This is a genomic window from Agrobacterium leguminum (genome assembly GCF_015704895.1).
Classification (GTDB): domain Bacteria; phylum Pseudomonadota; class Alphaproteobacteria; order Rhizobiales; family Rhizobiaceae; genus Agrobacterium; species Agrobacterium leguminum.
The window spans coordinates 39806-58274 of record NZ_JADQWB010000007.1; the positions used below are offsets into that span (position 1 = coordinate 39806).

The window sequence follows — 18469 nt, forward strand, 5'->3', positions numbered from 1 at the left end:
CGCAACGCAGGACCATTGACATGACCGATAAAAAACTCCGTTCCGACCGCTGGTTTGCTCCCGACGACCTGCGCAGCTTCGGCCACCGCTCACGCATGATGCAGCTCGGTTATGCGGAGGAGGATTTTGTCGGCAAACCCGTCATCGGTATCCTGAACACCTGGTCCGAGCTGAATACCTGTCACTCGCATTTTCCCGAGCGCGTACAGGATGTGAAACGCGGTGTGCTGCAGGCTGGCGGTTTCCCCGTCGAGATGCCGTCGCTTTCGGTGGATGAGAGCTTCACCAAACCGACATCGATGCTCTACCGCAACATGCTGGCGATGGAGACGGAGGAAATGATCCGCTCGCATCCGCTCGACGGCGTGGTGCTGATGGGCGGTTGCGACAAGACGACACCCGGCCTCGTCATGGGCGCGATCTCGGCCGGCGTGCCGATGATCTATCTGCCGGCAGGCCCGATGTTGCGCGGCAACTATGCCGGCAAGGTGCTGGGTTCGGGTTCGGATGCCTGGAAATATTGGGACGAGCGCCGTGCCGGCAATGTCACGGACGAGGAATGGCGCGGCGTGCAGGGCGGCATCGCCCGCTCCGCCGGTGTGTGCATGACCATGGGCACTGCCTCGACCATGACCGCCATCGCCGACGCCCTTGGCCTCACCCTGCCGGGTGCCTCTTCCATTCCGGCGGTGGATGCCGAACACCAGCGCATGTCGGCAGGTTGCGGCCGGCGTATCGTGGAAATGGTGGCCGAGGAGCTGACGCCGGACCGTATCCTGACCGCGACCGCGTTTCGCAATGCCGCCATCGTCGCCATGGCGACCGGTTGCTCCACCAATGCCGTCGTGCATTTGATCGCCATGGCCCGCCGCGCCGGCGTGCCGATGACGCTCGATGAGCTGGACGAGCTTGGCCGGGTCACGCCGCTGATCGCCAACGTCCGCCCGTCCGGCAAAGACTATCTAATGGAGGATTTCTATTATGCCGGCGGTCTGCGCGCACTGATGAAGCAGCTGGAAAGCCGTCTCGACTGTTCGGCGCTCACCGTGACCGGCCGCAGCATGGGCGAAAACCTCGAGGGTGCGAAGGTCTACAATGACGATGTCATCCGCTCGCTGGATAATCCCGTCTATGCGGAGGGCTCGCTTGCGGTGCTGCGCGGCAATCTTTGCCCGGATGGCGCCGTCATCAAGCCTGCCGCCTGCGATCCGAAATACCATATCCATGAAGGCCCCGCGCTGGTTTTCGACAGCTATCCCGAGATGAAGAAGGCGATTGATGACGAAAACCTCGATGTCACGCCGGATCATGTGCTGGTGCTGCGCAATGCCGGCCCACTCGGCGGTCCCGGTTTTCCGGAATGGGGCATGCTGCCCATCCCCAAGGCGCTGATCAAGAAGGGCCACCGCGACATGGTGCGCATTTCCGATGCCCGCATGTCCGGCACCTCCTATGGCGCCTGCGTGCTGCATGTCGCGCCGGAGAGCTTCGTCGGCGGCCCGCTGGCGCTCCTGAAGACCGGCGATATCGTGCGCCTCGATCTGCCGCAACGTCGTCTCGATATGCTGGTCAGCGAAGAGGAAATCGCCAGCCGCCGCGCCGCCTGGCAGGCGCCCGCGCCACGTTATGAACGCGGTTATGGCTATCTCTTCTCCAAACACGTCACCCAGGCCGATCAAGGTTGCGATTTCGACTTCCTGCAGACGGATTTCGGCCGCACCGCCGGCGAGCCCGATATTTTCTAAGGACGCGACATGTTAAAGCGATTGCTCATCACCGGCGCCGGCGGCAAGCTGGGCAGCATGCTGCGCGGACGGCTCGGCCATATCTCCGAGACCATCCGCCTTTCGGACGTCGTCGATCTCGGGGAGGCAGCCCCCCATGAGGAGCTTTTTCACTGCCGGCTCGAAGATGAGACGGCGGTTCATGAACTGGTGAAGGGCTGTGACGGCATCGTCCATCTCGGCGGCATTTCGGTGGAAAAGGCTTTTGATCCCATCGAGGCCGCCAATCTTCGCGGCGTTTACAATCTTTACGAGGCGGCGAGGCAAAACGGCCTGCCGCGCATTCTCTTCGCCTCCAGCAACCACACGATCGGTTATTATCCGCAGGGACAGCAGCTCGAGCCGGAAACACCTTTCCTGCCGGACGGCCTTTACGGTGTCTCGAAGATTTTCGGTGAGGCCATGGCAAGCCTCTACCATTCCAAATTCGGCCAGGAGACGGCCATCGTCCGTATAGGGTCGTGCGAAGAAAAGCCCTCGAACTGGCGGATGTTGTCGACCTGGCTCAGCTACGGCGACTTCGTCTCGCTGATCGAGGCCACCTTCCGCGTGCAGAAACTCGGCTGCCCGGTCATCTGGGGCGTTTCCGCCAATGACGACAGCTGGTGGGATAATTCCCATGTCGATTTTCTCGGCTGGCAGCGCCGCGACAATGCCGCGCGCTACCGTGCGGAAATCGAACGCGATGTGCCGCGCCCCGATCCTGAGGCCGCAATCGCAAAATATCAGGGCGGTATCTTCACAGACGAGCCCATTCACCGGACTTGAAACACACCCATCCGCCCATTGCGAGGAGACAGACATGAACAATGAAACGCGCGAAAAACTGCTGACGATTTCCGTCGCTACCCTGGCGACGGCGCTTTACAAGCGGGGTCTGCGCAACCAGGTCATTCAGGGTGTGCGCCCGCTGGGCTACAAGGGCAAGAATATGGTCGGCCCGGCCTTTACCCTGCGCTACATGCCGGCCCGCGAAGACCGCAACCAGCTTGTTGAATTCCGCAATCCCGCCCATCCGCAGCGCGTCGCCATCGAAACATGCCCGCCGGGCCATGTGCTTGTCATGGACAGCCGCAAGGATGCGACCGCCGCCTCGGCCGGCGATATTCTGGTGACCCGCCTGATGGTTCGCGGCGGTGCCGGCATCGTCTCCGATGGCGGTTTCCGGGATGCGGCTACCATTGCCGAGCTCGATATTCCGGCCTACCACACCCGCCCTTCCAGCCCCACTAACCTCACCAAACACGAGGCAATCGAGATCAACGGTCCGATTGGCTGCGGCGATGCGCCCGTGTTTCCGGGCGATATCATCGTCGGTGACGCCGATTGCGTCATCGTCATCCCTGCGGGCATTGCCGACGACGTCGCGACCGAGGCGGTGGAAATGACGGCTTACGAGGATTTCGTGGTGGAGCAGGTCAAGGCCGGCCAGACGATCATCGGGCTTTACCCCTGCACCAAGGAGGAGCACCAGACGGCTTTTGCCGAATGGCGCAAGAAGAACAACCGCTGAACCTTACAGCCAACCCAGTGCTTTCGCCGCGCAGATCGCCTCCGCGCGGCGTTTGCAATCCAGCTTGCGGAACAGGTTGCCGAGGTGAAACTTCACCGTCACTTCCGAGATATTGAGCGTCTGGGCAATCTTCTTGTTTGACATGCCACTGGCCAGCAGTTGCAGCATCTGCGCCTCCCGCTGTGAAAGCCCGCCATGCAGGGCGCGCGCCTGCGGCGAATTCACCGAAGCGGCGAAAATCGACAGCGCGGTGCGGACATCGGACGAGGTTTCGATGAAACTGCGGATGCGGCGATTGTTCAGGAGCGGTGAGAGGAAGATGCGCTCCTCCGACAGGACGCCGCTGCAGCCAAGGCGGGTCGCGGATTCAATGGCGGTGAGGATATGGGCGCGGGCGGCGGCGTTGTCGCGGCGCTGGTGCGCGGCGTAGCTCTGCCAGATTCGCAGCGCGACCTTTTCGCGGTTGGTGACCTTGGGATTGGCGATCATCGCGTCGATCTGGCGGGAGAGATAGGCACGCGGCGTGAAAAGATGCACGGCATCGCGTAGCCAGGCCATCACATAGGCGATCTCATCGCGGCGCGTCAGCCGGGAAAGATCCTCATGCGCGCTCTCTACCCAGTTGCGGCCCATGGGCATGCGGATCGCCGAAAGCGTCGCGGCCGCATCCGCCCAGCGGTTGGCGTTCTGATAGGCGATGGCCGTCCTGATTTCCATCATCGCATGAAATTGCAGCCCTTCCGAAAGATGGATCCACAGACCGTCGAGAAAACCGGGGCGCACGGTCATCGGAAAATGATCGATCAGCACCTGCGAGGCATAGTGCAGAGCGAACTGCATCAGGCTCGGCCATATCTCGGCCGCAGCGAAATGATCGAATTCATGTTCGACGAAATGCAGCAAGTCGCGCGGTTTTCCCGCCTCATAGGCAAGACAGGCTTCCGCCAGCCGCAGCATCCGGAACTCCTGGGCGGCATCATGCGGCACCTGTTCCAGCCGCGCACGCGCCTCCTGCGCCGCTCGACGGGCCAGAAGCACATCGCCGCTCATCAGCCGCAGCACGATCTGGTGCAGATGGATGAAAAATTCGAGCAGCGGCTGACCGCCCATCTTGCGCAGATAGATGAGCGCACGGGCGGCGGCCGCCTCCGCCTCGCGGAAATTGCGGCGACGAATTTCGAATTCCAGCAGCGCATTGTAATAGGCCGCCCATTTGCCGTGGTCGTCCATGGGGTAGTCGGCCATGAACTCGGCGAGACGGGTTATCACCGCGTCATTGGGCGTCAGGTCCTCGGCAATCATCAGGTTCAGTCGGAAGGTGCGTGCGGCGAAGGAAAACCGTGAACCCCGGGCAAGCACCTTCAGCGGATCGAGGTAGTCCGATCCGAGGCTTTTGCCGAGCAGATGGCGCACGCGCTGCAACTCACCCTGTTTCAGCAGGGCGCGGGTAACGGCGAAGAGCACGGTTTCATTCGTTGCGATCATATCCTGCGAAAACCGCATGATGATCTCGCGAAACCTGTCGACGCTGCTCCTGTAGATCAGTTCGCGGCCATGGGCGCGTTCCAGGATTTGCGCGGCATGGGTCTCATAACCGCGGTCGAGCAGCATCGCCATGGCCGCAAGCGCCCGTCCTTCCTTTTCGAAAGCCGATGCGACCTCCACCACGGCGCTGCCGGCCTGCAGGGTAGCGAGACGTTCCCGTGCAGCCACGCTCAGAAGCCGTATCAGCGTGGGGTGGTTTTCGGGATTTCCGGTGAGGAAAGGCGGCAGCAGTTCGGTCCAGTCCGCCTCGGGCTCCGCAGACGGGTTTTCCAGCCAGAACGAAAGTTCAACCGTCTGGGCGGGAGAAAGATGCGGCAGGTAGTTTTCCCGCAGATAGTCGGCACACAGCGTTTCATCCGGAAGACGCGCCAGTGACAGAAAAGCCGGCCAACCCGCATAGTCGTGGAGTGCGAGACGTTTCTGCTCAGGTGGCAGGTCTTCCACCCCGTCCGCACCAAAAAGCAGTTCATTCGGCCCGATGGTGAGCGAGCCGCGATGCAGGATTTGCCGGGCCAGTCCGCTGATCCGCTGATCCGGCCGGCAGGCTATGACCACCAAGCGCACCGCCTCCAGAATGGCGGCCGGCATGCGCGCCGCCCGTGCGAAAACCGGCACGTCCCACAGGAGGCAACCATTCGCGGCCTCGTCGCTTCGCGGCTGGTGCGTGCGGCACACCTCGGTGCCGAGCTCTTTTGCGAGCATTTCCAATAGCACGCTTTTTCCCGCACCCGCAGGCGCCCGCAGAAAGATCACGCCGGCGGTTTCGCTGGCGATGCGGCGGCAGAGGCGGGTGCGGGGCAGGAGCGTCATTCGCAAAGGGATAGGGGATTTAATCTTAAAAACCTATACTCATCTTTTAAAAAACTATACCTTTCGGCAATTGTTCAAACGGACATGTGGTGAAAACTTGTGCTCACGCAACCGATGCACAAGGAACGTTCCACCGATGCAGCAACATCCGCTGGTCGCGATTTTGAACAGGCTCGGCACCTTCGTGCTGGTCATGATCGCCCTGTCCATCATGATTTTCGTGCTGGCCCGCGTGGTGCCTGGCGATCCCGCCCGCATGGCGCTCGGTCCTGCGGCAACGCAGGAGCAGGTGGATGCGCTGCGCGGCGAGATGGGTCTCGATAAGCCGCTTGCCGTCCAATATCTCGACTATATCGGCAATGCCCTGCATGGCGATCTTGGTTTCTCGCTGGTGTCGCAACGCCCGGTGACTACCGATCTGGCGCAGACCGTTCCGGCCACCGTGGAGCTGGTGCTGGTCTCGGTCATCTTCATGTTTGCCGTCGCCATCCCGCTCGGCGTCATCACGGCGCATTACCGCGATCGACCGCTGGACCATATCGGTCGCATCCTGTCGCTTACCGGGGTCACGATCCCAAGCTTTCTTTTCGCCATCACGCTGCAATTGCTGGCCGCCCGGTTTCTCTCCGGCTGGCCGATCATCGGCAGGCTCGACCATGGGCTTGGCTGGCAGGGCGGCCCGACGGGCTTCATCCTGATCGACGGTACGCTGGCCGGACGTTTCGACGTCGTGCTCGATGCGCTGAAGCATCTCGCACTGCCGGCTTTTGCGCTTTCCATGGCCGGCATCGGCCAGATCACCCGCATCACCCGCTCCTCGATGATCGAGAACCAGCGCAAGGACCATGTGCTGACCCTGCAGAGCTTCGGCGTGCCGGAGAGGGTCATCATCTTCCGTTATCTGCTGAAGCTCTCTTCCATCGCGCCGCTGACGATCATGGGTCTCGAATTCGCGTCGCTGATCGGCAATGCCTTCGTGATTGAGATGGTCTTCGCCTGGGGCGGGTTCGCTTCCTACGGGCTGAACGCCATCCTGCAGAAAGACCTCAATGCCGTGACCGCCGTGGTGCTGGTGGCCGGCCTGTTCTTCATCGTTGCTAACCTGATCGTGGATGTTCTGATCTCGATCATCGACCCGCGCCTGCGCCGCAAGGAGGCTCGCTGATGGCTGATATGAAAATGCTCGAACCCACCGATCGCGGCCTAAGCGCCGGTTACATGATGTGGTATCGCTTCAGCCGCAATCCGGCAGCCGTCATCGGCTCGCTGATCCTCCTATCGGTGCTGGTGTTGGCGGTCTTCGCGCCATGGCTCACGCCCTATCCCAAACATATCGGTGCGGTCGTCGATTTCCGTGCCCGCCACATGCCGCCGGATCTGGAGCACTGGTTCGGCACCGATAAGGCCGGACGCGATATCTTCTCCCGCACCATCTTCGGGCTCCGGGTCTCGCTGCTTCTCGTCATCGGCGTACTCGGCATTTCCGTGCCGGTCGGCACCGTACTTGGCCTCATCGCCGGTTATTTCGGCGGCTGGACCGAGAAGCTCATCAGCGGCCTGACGAATGTGATGCTGGCCATGCCGCCGCTTGTCATGGCGCTCGCGGTTTCCAACCTCCTGGAACCGACGCTGATGAACGCCATGATCGCGATCACGCTGCTGTGGTGGACCTGGCATGCGCGGCTGATCTATTCGGTGTCGAAGTCCATCGCCTCGGAAGACTATATCGAGGCGGCGCGTCTTGCCGGTGCCGGCCCCCTGCACATTCTTTTTCGCGAAATCCTGCCCAATTGCGTCTCGGTCATATCGGTCAAGACCACGCTCGATGCCGCCTTTGTCATCCTGTTCGGCGCGACGCTGAGCTTCCTCGGTTTCGGCGTCAAACCGCCGACCCCTGACCTTGGATCGATGGTTGCCGACGGGCGCCAGTTCATGCCGGATTTCTGGTGGGAAGTGCTCTGCCCCGGTGCGGCCGTGCTTTACGTGACGCTGGGTTTCAACCTGCTGGGCGACGGCCTGCGTGACATGTTCGACGTGGAAAGCTAAGGCCATGACTGAACCGCTTCTCAAGGTCGAAAACCTCAACGTCACCTTCACCAATTACGGCCGCACGCGGCAGGTTCTGCGCGATGTTGCCTTCACGGTTGCCGCCGGCGAACGCGTGGCGCTGATCGGCGAAACCGGATCGGGCAAGTCCGTCACCGCCAAGGCGATCATCGGCACTTTGCCGAAAAATGCCGCGATCACCTCCGGCGCGATCGTCATCGATGGCCGGGATGTGCTGTCCATGTCGCGCAGGGAGCGTGAGGCGCTGAAGGGCACGGCGTTTTCGCTGATCATGCAGGACCCGCTCTCGTCCTTCAATCCGGTCTTCAAGATCGGCACGCATCTCGATGATGTCATGCGTTTTGCCGACAAGCGCGACGGCGTCAACTCGTCCAAGGCAGAGCGTCGCAACCGCATAGCGGCGGTGCTGCGCCGAGTACAGCTTGCCGATACCGAGCGGGTGATGAATGCCTATCCGTCCGAGCTTTCGGGCGGTATGCGCCAGCGCGTGCTGATCGGGCTTGCCCTGCTGCACCAGCCGAAGCTCCTGATCGCCGATGAGCCGGGCACGGCGCTCGACGTGACGACACAGGATGAAATCCTCAACCTCATCAACCAGCTGGTTGCCGAAGAAAACATGGCGCTGCTGATGATTACCCACAATCTTGGCGTCGTGCGCAAGGTGGCGGACAGGGTCGTGGTTATGCATCACGGCGATATCGTCGAGACCGGTCCCTGCACGCAAATCCTGCATAGCCCTGCCAAGGACTATACGCGTTCGCTGCTGGATGCGGTGCCGCCGCTCTATGGCCCACGCGTCACGGACCTCACGCAAAGCACGCGGCAGCCGATCATCACCATCGAAGCTCTGAACAAGATTTACGGCAGGCGCAATGGCTACCATGCCGTGCGCGACGTGAACCTGACGCTGAAGCAGGGCGAGGTTTTTGGTCTTGCGGGCGAATCCGGTTCCGGCAAGACCTCGGTTGCGCGCATGATCATGGGCCTTTCGCGTCCTACCTCCGGCAATCTTGTCATTGACGCCCCAGCGCCTGAGCGCGGCAAGCGGCTGACGCAGATCGTCTATCAAAATCCGGGCACCTCGCTCAATCCGAAGCGCACGGTGAAACAGACGCTTGCCCTGCCGTTGAAATCCATCGGCATGGATGGGCAGGCGCGGGAAAGCCGCATGCAGGAACTGATGGGGCTGGTGCGGTTGCCGCAATCCTATCTCGGCAAATATCCGCATGAGCTTTCCGGCGGCCAGAAGCAGCGCGTGGCGATTGCCCGTGCGCTGGCGGCCGAGCCGAAAATCCTTATCCTCGATGAGCCGACGGCAGCGCTCGATGTCTCCGTGCAGAAGACGGTGATCGACCTTCTGCTGCAGCTGCGCGAGGAGCTTGGCCTCACCTATCTGATGATCTCGCACGACCTGTCGCTGATGCGCAATTTCTGCTCGCGCATCGCCATCATGCTGCGCGGCGAGATTGTCGAGGAAGGCGTGACGTCGGCGGTCTTTGCCGAGCCGGCCCATCCCTATACCCGCGCCCTGATCGCGGCCATCCCCGTCGTCACCGACGAGGAAGAACGTCTCAAACCCACCGTGACCGAGGAAGAGCGCATGCGTTTCCTCGTAAAAACGACCGATTGATGAAAGAGGAGCCTGACGTGTATCGCGTTGGAATTGACGTCGGCGGCACGAATACCGATGCCGTTGTGTTGCAGGATAAAACCGTTCTGGCGGGGGTGAAGGCCTCCACGACAGAGGATGTGACGTCCGGTGTCATCGAAGCCCTTGAAAAGGTCATCGAGGCTTCGGGCATCGACAGGGCGCGCATCGGCGCCGTGATGATCGGCACCACGCATTTCACCAATGCAGTGATCGAGCGCCGGCATATGGACGAGGTGGCCGCCATCCGTCTCGGCCTGCCGTCCGGCGCCGGCCTGCCGCCCATGGTGGACTGGCCGGACGATCTCCGGGAAATCGTCGGCAACCACGGTTATCAGGTGCGCGGCGGTTACGAATTCGATGGTCGGGAAATTTCGCCGCTCGATGAGGACGAGATTGTCCGCATCGCCGCCGATATCCGCGCCAAGGGCCTGAAGGCCGCAGCTGTCACCTGCGTTTTCAGCGGCATCAACGAAGCGATGGAGCTGCGGACGAAGGAAATCCTGCAGGAACGCTGCCCCGGCCTGCCGGTGGTCATGTCCAAGGATATTGGCCGTCACGGTCTGCTTGCGCGTGAAAGTGCTGCAATCATGAATGCCAGCCTGCTGTCGCTTGCCGACCGTACCGTTGCTGCTTTCGGCGAGGCGCTGAAGGCTGCGGGCATTACCTGCCCGTTTTATATTACCCAGAACGACGGCACGCTGATGGCGGCCGACGTCGTGCGCGGCTTCCCCGTGCTCACCTTCGCGTCCGGCCCGACGAATTCCATGCGCGGTGCGGCCTTCCTCACCGGCCTCAAGGATGCCGTGGTGGTAGATGTCGGCGGCACAACTTCCGACGTCGGCTCGCTCTCGCACGGTTTCCCGCGTCAGGCTTCGACCACGGTGGATATTGGCGGCGTGCGCACCAATTTCCGCATGCCTGACGTCTTCTCCATCGGTCTCGGCGGCGGTTCGCTGGTGGTCAATGGCGACCATGGCCTGACCGTTGGCCCGAAATCCGTCGGTTACCGGGTTCGCCGCGAGGCGCTCTGCTTCGGCGGCTCGACCCTGACGGCGACCGATATCGCCGTTGCCTCCGGCAAGGCCGATGTGGGCGAGAAGGCGCTGGTCTCCAGCCTCGACAAAAAGCTCGTGAATGCGGCGGTCGACAAGATCAATGACATGCTCGAGGCCTGCGTGGAGCGCAGCCGCATTTCGTCGTCACCGGTGCCGGTAATCGCGGTTGGCGGCGGTTCCATCCTGATGCCGGATCGGATCGGTGACCTGGAAGTCATCCGGCCCGAGAATTTCGCGGTGGCCAATGCCGTCGGTGCGGCAATCGCGCAGATCAGCGGCGAGACCGACCGGGTCTTCTCGCTGATCGACGGACGCACGCGCGAGAGCGCACTGGCCGAGGCGGAAGCGGAGGCTCGCGAAAAGGCGATTGCAGCCGGCGCGGTTGCCGAAACGCTGGAAGTCATCGAACGCGAGGACATGCCGCTTGCATACCTGCCCGGCAACGCCACCCGCATTCATGTGAAAGTTGTTGGAGAAATGGGAGCCAATCATGGCTGAGACACGCAAGCTGAAATATGACGAAGCGGCATTGCGGACGTTGACCCGTGAAGACCTCGACGCGCTGGAAATCGGCGCCGGCATTCTCGGCACGGGCGGCGGCGGCAATCCCTATCTCGGCAAGCTGCTGGCGCTGGAAGCCATGAAGGCCGGTTACGAGATGAAGATCCTCGCAACCGACGCCATCGAGCCGGACGCGCTCTGCATGTCCATCGGCGGCATCGGCGCGCCTGTCGTCGGCGTCGAGCGCATTCGTGAAGGCCGCGAAGGCCTGCGCTGCCTGCGTGCGATGGAAGAGTTGATCCGCACGCCTGTCGACGCCATCGTCTGCGAGGAAATCGGCGGCTCGAACTCCATGAACCCGCTGGTGACGGCGGCACTGGGCGGCCTGCCGATCCTCGATTGCGACGGCATGGGCCGGGCATTCCCGGAAATGCAGATGACCACCTTTTCCATCTACGGCCACAGTTCCACGCCGTCGGTGATGTGCGATCTGCACGGCAATGCTGTTATCTTCAGCCATGCCGTCTCCGAAGTCTGGCACGAGCGCATGGCGCGCGCCTGCGTCGTTTCGCAGGGTGGCGGCGCGATGCTGGCGACCGCACCGATGCAGGCGCATTACGTGCATCAGTATGGCATTCCGAAAACCTACACCAAGGCGATCGCCATCGGTGAGGCGGTGATCCGCGCCCGCAAGCAGCAGGAAGATCCGATTGCCGCGGTCTGCGCACTCGAAGGCGGGCGGCGCATCTTCAACGGCAAGATCACCGATCTGAAGCGCCACCTTCGCGGCGGTTTCGCGGTCGGCGATCTTACGCTCTCCGGCTTCGATGATTGCGCCGGCCAGACGGCGGGCGTCGCTATCCAGAACGAATTCCTGCTGTTCTCCCGTGACGGCAAAGTGGAAGTGACGGTACCCGATCTGATCGTCCTGCTGGATGTCGATACGGGTTATCCGATCACCACCGAAGTGCTGCGCTACGGCCAGCGCGTGGCCGTCATCGCCATCCCCTGCCACGACCTGCTGCGCAGCGCCCGCGCGCTTGAAGTCGTCGGGCCGGCGGCATTTGGCTATCCGGACATTCCTTTCTCACCGCTGCCCGTCCCGGTCAGCAAGGCTGCCTAACCATAAGTGGGGCCAATGCTCCGCAATAAAGAGGAGAACGATAATGAAAATGCCTGTACTTGCTTCCCGTCTCGCCGCGCTGGCGCTCGGCACGGCAATCGCCCTGCCGCTTGTCTCTTCCGCAGTCCTTGCGGAAGACAAGGTATCGGTCGCGGTCAACACCATGCAGATATTCAGCTCGCTCGATCCGGCGAAGGTGACTGATTACACCGGCTACATGGCCATCGTGAACATGTATGACGGCCTGACCACGGTGAACGCCAAGGGCGAAATCGTGCCGCATCTGGCGAAATCCTGGGAGATTTCGGAAGACGGCCTGACCTATACCTTCCACCTGCGCGACGATGCGAAGTTTCAGGATGGCACGGCGGTAAAGGCTGCCGATCTTGCCTGGTCGATCCAGCGCCTGCTCGGCATCAACAAGGGTCCGTCGAACCTCATCGTCGGCGTTCTGAAACCCGAAAACGTTACCGCGCCTGACGATGCCACGCTGGTCATGAAGATCGAGCGTCAGTTCTCGCCCTTCATGGCGGCGACGCCGCTGATGATGGCAATGAACAAGACGCTGATCGAAGCCAATGCCAAGCCGGAAGACAAATGGGGCGAGGCCTATGTCGGCGAACATTCCGCCGGTTCCGGACCCTACAAGCTCGTCAGCTATAACCGTTCCGCCGATATGGTCATCGCCCGCAATGCCGATTATTTCCTCGGCTGGACCAAGGGCAAGCCGATCGATGAAGTGCGCTTCGTGCAGACCAGCGACGACGCCACCGTCAAGGCGCTGGCGGAAAAGGGCGAACTCGGCCTTTCCTCGCACGGGCTTGGCAACGACACCTATGAATCCATCGGCCGGATGAAGGGTTACAAGTTGATCCAGACCCGCACCGCCGGCGGTTTCGTCATCAAGCTCAACACCAAGGTCTATCCCACCGACGACGTGCACGTTCGCCGCGCCATCGCCTATGCGACCGACTACAAGACGATCCAGGAAGTGATCTATCCCGGTTTCGACATGAAGGGACCGCTCTCCGACGCGTTCAAGGATGCGCATAACGGCGATATCCAGCCCGGCGTCTATGATCTGGACAAAGCCAAGGAAGAACTCGCGAAGTCGAAATATGCCGGCCAGAAGATTACGCTCGTCAACAGCTATGTCGCTTCGCTGGCCTTTGAGGCGGAAGTGGCGCTGCTTCTGCAATCCAGCCTCGAGCAGATCGGCATCACGCTCGACATCAAGCCGGAGCCGTGGAACCGCATCGTTGAGCTTTCCTCCAAGCCGGAAACGACGCCGGCATCGACGCAGGTGAATATTTCGCCGACCTATCCGTCGCCGGATTCGATGTTCTACAATCAGTATCACTCCAAGGCATCCGGCACCTGGATGTCGATGGAATGGCTGCAGAATGCGGAAATCGACGGCCTGATCGACAAGGTCCGCGCCACCACCGATGTGAACGAGCAGAACACGACCTACAAGGAACTGCAGACGAAGATCGCCGATCTTCAGCCTGACGTCTGGGCCGTTGCGCCGAACCGCCGTTATGCGGCGAACAAGTGCCTTCAGGGTTACGAGTTCATTCCCATGCAGAGCTGGGACCTGAACTTCTCCAACTTCCATTGGGACTGCAAGGCGGAGTGATCTCCGCCTTATGAAAACCGGCCCCGCCACAAAGGCGGGGTTGGCCAGACTTGGAACTTCAAAGGGAAGGAGCATCGCCTGCGGCCGGAAAGGCTGCGGCATGCCCGAGGATGACGCATGATCCAGGAATTTTCCGAAGACGATATCGAACCTCTGGCCACCGGCGCCTGGATCCTTGGAACCGGCGGCGGCGGCAACCCCTATATCTCGACGCTCAATCTGCGCCGTCTTTATGCCGAGGGCAGGCGGGTAAAGGTCATGGACCCCATGGCGCTTGCCGATGACGACATGGTTGCCGTCGTCTCCAAGATGGGTGCGCCGCTTGTCGGTCAGGAGCGGCTGGGGGACCCCGTGCATCTTGCCCGCGCCGTCGAGGTGATGGAGGATTATCTCGGCAAGCCGTTCCGGGCGATCATGAGCGTGGAAATCGGCGGCTCGAATGCGCTGTCATCCTTCCTCGCCGCTGCCGTGCTCGACCGGCCGGTCGTTAATGCCGATGCCATGGGGCGCGCCTATCCCGAAGCGCAGATGACATCCTTCGCCATCGGCAACCTGCCGATGTTTCCGCTGTCGCTGGTCGATGTGCGCGACAATGAGGTGATCGTGACGCGTGCTGCCTCCTGGAAGTGGATGGAGCGCATCTCTCGCAAGGTCTGCACCGAAGTCGGCTCCACCGCCGCCACCTGCAAGGCGCCGCGCACCGGCAAGGAAGTGAAGGAGTGGGGGATTCACTACACCGTCACCAAGGCGACTGAACTTGGGCGTGCTGTGATGGAGGCGCGTGCGCGCCACGACGATCCGGTTCAGGCGGTTCTTGACCATGAGGGCGGCAAGCAGCTGTTCCGCGGCAAGGTGGTGGATGTGGCGCGTGAGACCACCGGTGGTTTCCTGCGCGGCAGCACGACCATTGAAGGTATCGATGCCGACCGGGGTTCACGCATGGAACTGGCCTTCCAGAACGAATGGGCGGTCGCCTTCCGCGATGGCCAGCCGGTCGCCATGACGCCGGACCTGCTCTGCCTTCTCGACACGGTTTCCGGCGGTGCCATCGGCACGGAATCGGTGCGTTACGGCCAGCGTGTCACGGTTGTCGCCCTGCCGGCGCCGGAGCTTTTGACAACACCTGCCGGTATCGCCGCCGTCGGCCCGCGCGCCTTCGGTTATGACATTGATTTCAGATCGGTATTCCCATGAAACGCATCGGTATTGACGTTGGCGGCACCAATACGGATGCCGTTCTGATCGATGGCGACACCATCGTCGCTTCCATCAAGGTTCCGACTACGCAGGATGTCCTCTCCGGCGTAAAGGCGGCGCTTGCCCATGTGGCAAGCCATGTCGGCGCGGCTGACCGGCCGATTGATGCGGTAATGATCGGCACCACCCATTTCACCAATGCGGTGGTGGAGCGCGCCCGCCTGGAACGGGTCGCGGCGATCCGCATTGCGTTGCCAACAGGTTCTTCACTGCCGCCGATGTGCGACTGGCCGAAGGATCTTCGCGAGGCCGTGGATCCGCTCATCTTCATGGTGCATGGCGGCCATGAATATGACGGCAGCCCGCTGGTGCCCATGGTTCCCGATGAAATCCGCGAAGCGGCGATGAAAATCCGCGATGCGGGCATCACCTCCATCGCCATTTCCGCGACCTTCTCACCGCTGACGACGGAGTGCGAGGTGAGGGCGGCGGAAATCGTCCGTTCTGTGATCCCTGATGCACGCATCACGCTCTCTCATACGCTTGGCCGCATCGGGCTGCTCGAGCGAGAAAATGTCGCCCTCCTGAACGCAGCGCTGCAAACACTCGGCAAGACCACGGTGCAGGCATTTTCGGATGCGCTGCGCGACGCCGGTGTGAAGGCGCCGTTCTATCTGACCCAGAATGACGGCACGGTGGCGCTCGCGGATGTCGCCGCTGCCAACCCGGTGCACAGCTTCGCGTCCGGCCCGACCAACTCGATGCGCGGTGCGGCCTTCCTCACCGGTCTTTCCGATGCCATGGTGGTGGATGTCGGCGGCACCACCTCCGATATCGGCTGCCTTGTCGGCGGTTTTCCGCGCGAGGCGAACAATATCGTCCATATCGGTGGGGTGCGCACGCTCTTCCGTATGCCCGATCTTCTGCCGATTGCGCTCGGCGGCGGTACTATCGTCGACCCTGAGACGGGCAAGATCGGTCCGCGCTCGGTCGGTTATCGCATCCTGACGGAAGCCCGCGTTTTCGGCGGTGAGACGCTGACGACATCGGATATCGCCGTTGCCGCCGGCCTGATCGAGATGGGTGACCGCGACCGTGTGAAAGACCTCGATCCGGCTTTCGTGCAGGCCACGCTTCAACGCATCCGTGATATGGTGGCCGACAGTTTCGACCAGATGAAGACTTCCGCCGAAGACGTGCCGCTGGTTGCGGTCGGCGGCGGGGCGTTCCTGATCCCTGAGACTGTTCCGGGTGCATCGGAAGTGTTGCGGGTGGAAAATGCCGGCGTTGCCAATGCGCTGGGCGCGGCGATGGCGCAGGTTTCCGGCGAGGTCGATCAGGTCTTTTCCGGCCTGAGCCGCGATGAAGCCCTTGCGAAAGCCGAGACCGAGGCGCAGAACGCCGCGGTCGCATCCGGCGCGGAGCGGGCGAGCCTCAAGACGCTTGAGGTGGAGGATATTCCGATCGCCTATCTGCCTGGCGGCGCGCGGCGGGTCCGGGTGCGGGTCATCGGCGATATCGCCTTTCATTGATGGTAAGAGGCCCCGCCGCTGGTGGGGCGACGAGGGAGTGAGAACATGACGAAGATCGCACTGGCCATTCACGGTGGTTGCGGCGTGATGCCGGAAGGCAGCATGACGGCCGGGGAGTGGGCTGCCGCGCGCGACGATCTGGCAGCGGCGCTGCGCGCCGGTTATGGCGTGCTGAAGGCTGGCGGAACGGCGCTTGAAGCGGTTGAGGCGGCGGTCGTCGTCATGGAGGACAGTCCGCATTTCAATGCCGGCCACGGGGCCGCGCTCAACGAAAACGGCATTCACGAACTCGATGCTTCGATCATGGATGGTGAAACGCTGGCAGTGGGTGCGATCAGTGCGTCTCGCGCCATCCGCAACCCGGTAAAGGCGGCCCGTGCGCTGATGGCGGATGAGCGTGCCGTCTATCTGACGGGGGAGGCGGCCGACCGCTTTGCGAAGGAAAAGGGGCTCACCACCGAGCCTCAATCCTATTTCACCACCCCAAAGCGCCTCGAGGCACTGGCGGCGATGAAGCGCCATGCCTCCGCCGGCACGGAAGCGACGGAAAACGAAAAGCACGGAACCGTCGGTGCAGTTGCGCTCGATGCGATGGGTCATCTCGCGGCGGCCACTTCGACCGGCGGCTACACCAACAAGCCGGATGGCCGTGTGGGTGACAGTCCGGTGATCGGGGCTGGCACCTATGCGCGGGATGGGGCCTGCGCCGTTTCCGGCACCGGCAAGGGCGAGTTTTTCATCCGTTATGTCGTTGGCCACGAGATCGCGTCCCGCGTCGCCTATCTCGGGCAGGATCTGGAGACCGCCGCCGGCGATCTCGTTCACAAGGATCTGGCGCCCTACGATATCGGCGCGGGCCTCGTCGCAATCGATGCCGAAGGCGGCATATCCGCGCCCTATAATACATCAGGCATGTTTCGCGGCTGGGTAACACCATCGGGAGAGGCGCGTGTGGCCACCCATGACACGATCTATGAGGTGGAATTGTAACCGGCGACCGTGCCGGCCAAGTGGCGGCGTTAAAAAAAACGGTGACATCAAGGTCTATCGGCGGCAAAACGTTTGAACCGAAACCGGCTCGTCTCTTCACCCATGGTGCTGGCCTCATGAACATCAAGCAGCTCGAAGTCCTGCGCACGCTTCTTTCCACTGGCTCGACCATCGCCACGGCCAAGGCCATGGGGCTCAGCCAGTCCGGTATCAGCCGGCTTCTGGCCCAGCTCGAGGCCGACCTGTCGCTGACGCTGTTTGCCCGTGACAAGGGGCGATTGATCCCGACACCGGAGGCGGTGCTTCTCGCCCGGGATGCGGAAAGCGTGCTGCTTGCCGTGGACCGCATGTCCGGCCACGCCGAGGATTTGCGCAATGGCGCGGCCGGTCCGGAAATCGTCCGCATCGGCCTGCCGAGCAGCATGTGGGAAAATTTCGCGCCCGCCATGCTGATCGACTATGTCCGGGATTTTCCCGGCGTTCGCATCGAGACTTTTTTCGAAACGACGACGGCCATCAACAAGCTCGTCGGCGAGCGGGTGATCGATCTCGGTTTCCTGCGGATGGAAGGCGAGATCGGGCCGGGCATTGATGTCGAGCGTGTCGCGACCGGCAAGAGCGTCTGTGTGGTGCGGGAGGATCATCCCTTGGCCAAGCTCGAGGAAATTACCGTCAAGGACCTGCGCAATGTTCCGCTCATCCTGATCGGCCGGCAGCGGCCGAACCGCATGGCGCTCGATCAGGTTTTCAAGAAGGCCGGCGTCAAGCCGATGGTGAAGATCGAGACCCACACCAACAGTTCCGCTTGCGCCTATGTCGCGCATGGGCTGGGGGTCACGATCATCAGCAGTTTTTATGCCAACCTCTACCGGCATCTTCCCGTTGTCGCCCGGCCATTCGTTCCGCAGGCGACGCAGGAATTCGGCCTAGCCCGTGCTTCCGGCGCACCGCTGTCCATCGCTGCGCAGGCGCTGAGCGATGCCTTGAAGCGGGAAATCCAGCTTTCGCAAAAAATCGACTGAAAACGGGATTTTGGGCGGAAAATCTCATTGTCCTCATCAG

14 protein-coding genes are annotated in these 18469 nt (G+C 62.0%); 13 read left to right on the forward strand and 1 reads right to left on the reverse strand.

The window, feature by feature from the left end; all coding sequences use genetic code 11:
* The first annotated feature begins 20 nt into the window (after positions 1-20).
* The 3 genes from araD to I3J13_RS12510 are packed head-to-tail and all read left to right on the forward strand — an operon-like array spanning position 21 to position 3297.
* Complete coding sequence (gene araD / locus I3J13_RS12500) at positions 21-1745, forward strand: L-arabinonate dehydratase (RefSeq protein ID WP_196378998.1); 1725 nt, start codon at positions 21-23, stop codon at positions 1743-1745.
* 9 nt (positions 1746-1754) lie between these two features.
* Positions 1755-2552, forward strand: coding sequence for an NAD-dependent epimerase/dehydratase family protein (locus I3J13_RS12505; protein WP_196378999.1), 798 nt, complete (start codon positions 1755-1757; stop codon positions 2550-2552).
* A gap of 34 nt (positions 2553-2586) precedes the next feature.
* Positions 2587-3297 (forward strand): ribonuclease activity regulator RraA, encoded by a 711-nt coding sequence (locus I3J13_RS12510; RefSeq protein ID WP_020813265.1) that lies wholly within the window; start codon positions 2587-2589, stop codon positions 3295-3297.
* A 3-nt stretch (positions 3298-3300) separates the two neighbouring features.
* Here I3J13_RS12510 and I3J13_RS12515 read toward each other — a convergent pair whose 3' ends face one another.
* Positions 3301-5652, reverse strand: a complete 2352-nt coding sequence (locus I3J13_RS12515) for a helix-turn-helix transcriptional regulator (protein ID WP_196379000.1) — start codon at positions 5650-5652, stop codon at positions 3301-3303.
* Positions 5653-5788: 136 nt separating this feature from the next.
* Here I3J13_RS12515 and I3J13_RS12520 point away from each other — a divergent pair, with 136 nt between their 5' ends.
* The 10 genes from I3J13_RS12520 to I3J13_RS12565 all read left to right on the forward strand — a co-directional run bounded on the left by I3J13_RS12520 (position 5789) and on the right by I3J13_RS12565 (position 18429).
* Entirely contained in the window at positions 5789-6817 is a 1029-nt protein-coding gene (locus I3J13_RS12520; protein ID WP_059753288.1) for an ABC transporter permease, read from the forward strand.
* Positions 6817-7698, forward strand: coding sequence for an ABC transporter permease (locus I3J13_RS12525; RefSeq protein WP_020813268.1), 882 nt, complete (start codon positions 6817-6819; stop codon positions 7696-7698). Before I3J13_RS12520 ends, I3J13_RS12525 begins: the two co-directional genes overlap by 1 nt.
* 4 nt (positions 7699-7702) lie before the next feature.
* Positions 7703-9349: a nickel ABC transporter ATP-binding protein NikE gene (gene nikE / locus I3J13_RS12530; RefSeq protein ID WP_196379001.1), complete on the forward strand. Its 1647-nt coding sequence runs from the start codon at positions 7703-7705 to the stop codon at positions 9347-9349.
* A 17-nt stretch (positions 9350-9366) separates the two neighbouring features.
* Positions 9367-10923, forward strand: coding sequence for a hydantoinase/oxoprolinase N-terminal domain-containing protein (locus tag I3J13_RS12535; protein WP_196379002.1), 1557 nt, complete (start codon positions 9367-9369; stop codon positions 10921-10923).
* Complete coding sequence (locus tag I3J13_RS12540) at positions 10916-12049, forward strand: DUF917 domain-containing protein (protein WP_004438394.1); 1134 nt, start codon at positions 10916-10918, stop codon at positions 12047-12049. Before I3J13_RS12535 ends, I3J13_RS12540 begins: the two co-directional genes overlap by 8 nt.
* Positions 12050-12092: 43 nt before the next feature.
* The gene (locus I3J13_RS12545) at positions 12093-13688 is read left to right on the forward strand and encodes an ABC transporter substrate-binding protein (protein ID WP_196379003.1); all 1596 of its coding nucleotides are present in this window, start codon (positions 12093-12095) and stop codon (positions 13686-13688) included.
* A gap of 117 nt (positions 13689-13805) precedes the next feature.
* A complete protein-coding gene (locus tag I3J13_RS12550) occupies positions 13806-14882 on the forward strand; it encodes a DUF917 domain-containing protein (RefSeq protein ID WP_006698622.1) in 1077 nt (358 codons plus the stop codon).
* A complete protein-coding gene (locus tag I3J13_RS12555) occupies positions 14879-16417 on the forward strand; it encodes a hydantoinase/oxoprolinase N-terminal domain-containing protein (protein ID WP_196379004.1) in 1539 nt (512 codons plus the stop codon). The genes I3J13_RS12550 and I3J13_RS12555 overlap by 4 nt, the downstream gene beginning before the upstream one ends.
* A gap of 45 nt (positions 16418-16462) precedes the next feature.
* Positions 16463-17407, forward strand: a complete 945-nt coding sequence (locus tag I3J13_RS12560; RefSeq protein ID WP_196379005.1) for an isoaspartyl peptidase/L-asparaginase family protein — start codon at positions 16463-16465, stop codon at positions 17405-17407.
* 116 nt (positions 17408-17523) lie between these two features.
* Positions 17524-18429, forward strand: a complete 906-nt coding sequence (locus tag I3J13_RS12565; protein WP_196379006.1) for a LysR family transcriptional regulator — start codon at positions 17524-17526, stop codon at positions 18427-18429.
* The last annotated feature ends 40 nt before the right edge of the window (positions 18430-18469 follow it).

What these genes read in the sequence shown, in the direction of transcription:
- araD (WP_196378998.1), top strand. Translation starts at nt 21, where the DNA reads ATGACCGATAAAAAACTCCGTTCCGACCGCTGGTTTGCTCCCGACGAC.
- I3J13_RS12505 (WP_196378999.1), top strand. Translation starts at nt 1,755, where the DNA reads ATGTTAAAGCGATTGCTCATCACCGGCGCCGGCGGCAAGCTGGGCAGC.
- I3J13_RS12510 (WP_020813265.1), top strand. Translation starts at nt 2,587, where the DNA reads ATGAACAATGAAACGCGCGAAAAACTGCTGACGATTTCCGTCGCTACC.
- I3J13_RS12515 (WP_196379000.1), bottom strand. Translation starts at nt 5,652, where the DNA reads ATGACGCTCCTGCCCCGCACCCGCCTCTGCCGCCGCATCGCCAGCGAA.
- I3J13_RS12520 (WP_059753288.1), top strand. Translation starts at nt 5,789, where the DNA reads ATGCAGCAACATCCGCTGGTCGCGATTTTGAACAGGCTCGGCACCTTC.
- I3J13_RS12525 (WP_020813268.1), top strand. Translation starts at nt 6,817, where the DNA reads ATGGCTGATATGAAAATGCTCGAACCCACCGATCGCGGCCTAAGCGCC.
- nikE (WP_196379001.1), top strand. Translation starts at nt 7,703, where the DNA reads ATGACTGAACCGCTTCTCAAGGTCGAAAACCTCAACGTCACCTTCACC.
- I3J13_RS12540 (WP_004438394.1), top strand. Translation starts at nt 10,916, where the DNA reads ATGGCTGAGACACGCAAGCTGAAATATGACGAAGCGGCATTGCGGACG.
- I3J13_RS12545 (WP_196379003.1), top strand. Translation starts at nt 12,093, where the DNA reads ATGAAAATGCCTGTACTTGCTTCCCGTCTCGCCGCGCTGGCGCTCGGC.
- I3J13_RS12550 (WP_006698622.1), top strand. Translation starts at nt 13,806, where the DNA reads ATGATCCAGGAATTTTCCGAAGACGATATCGAACCTCTGGCCACCGGC.
- I3J13_RS12555 (WP_196379004.1), top strand. Translation starts at nt 14,879, where the DNA reads ATGAAACGCATCGGTATTGACGTTGGCGGCACCAATACGGATGCCGTT.
- I3J13_RS12560 (WP_196379005.1), top strand. Translation starts at nt 16,463, where the DNA reads ATGACGAAGATCGCACTGGCCATTCACGGTGGTTGCGGCGTGATGCCG.
- I3J13_RS12565 (WP_196379006.1), top strand. Translation starts at nt 17,524, where the DNA reads ATGAACATCAAGCAGCTCGAAGTCCTGCGCACGCTTCTTTCCACTGGC.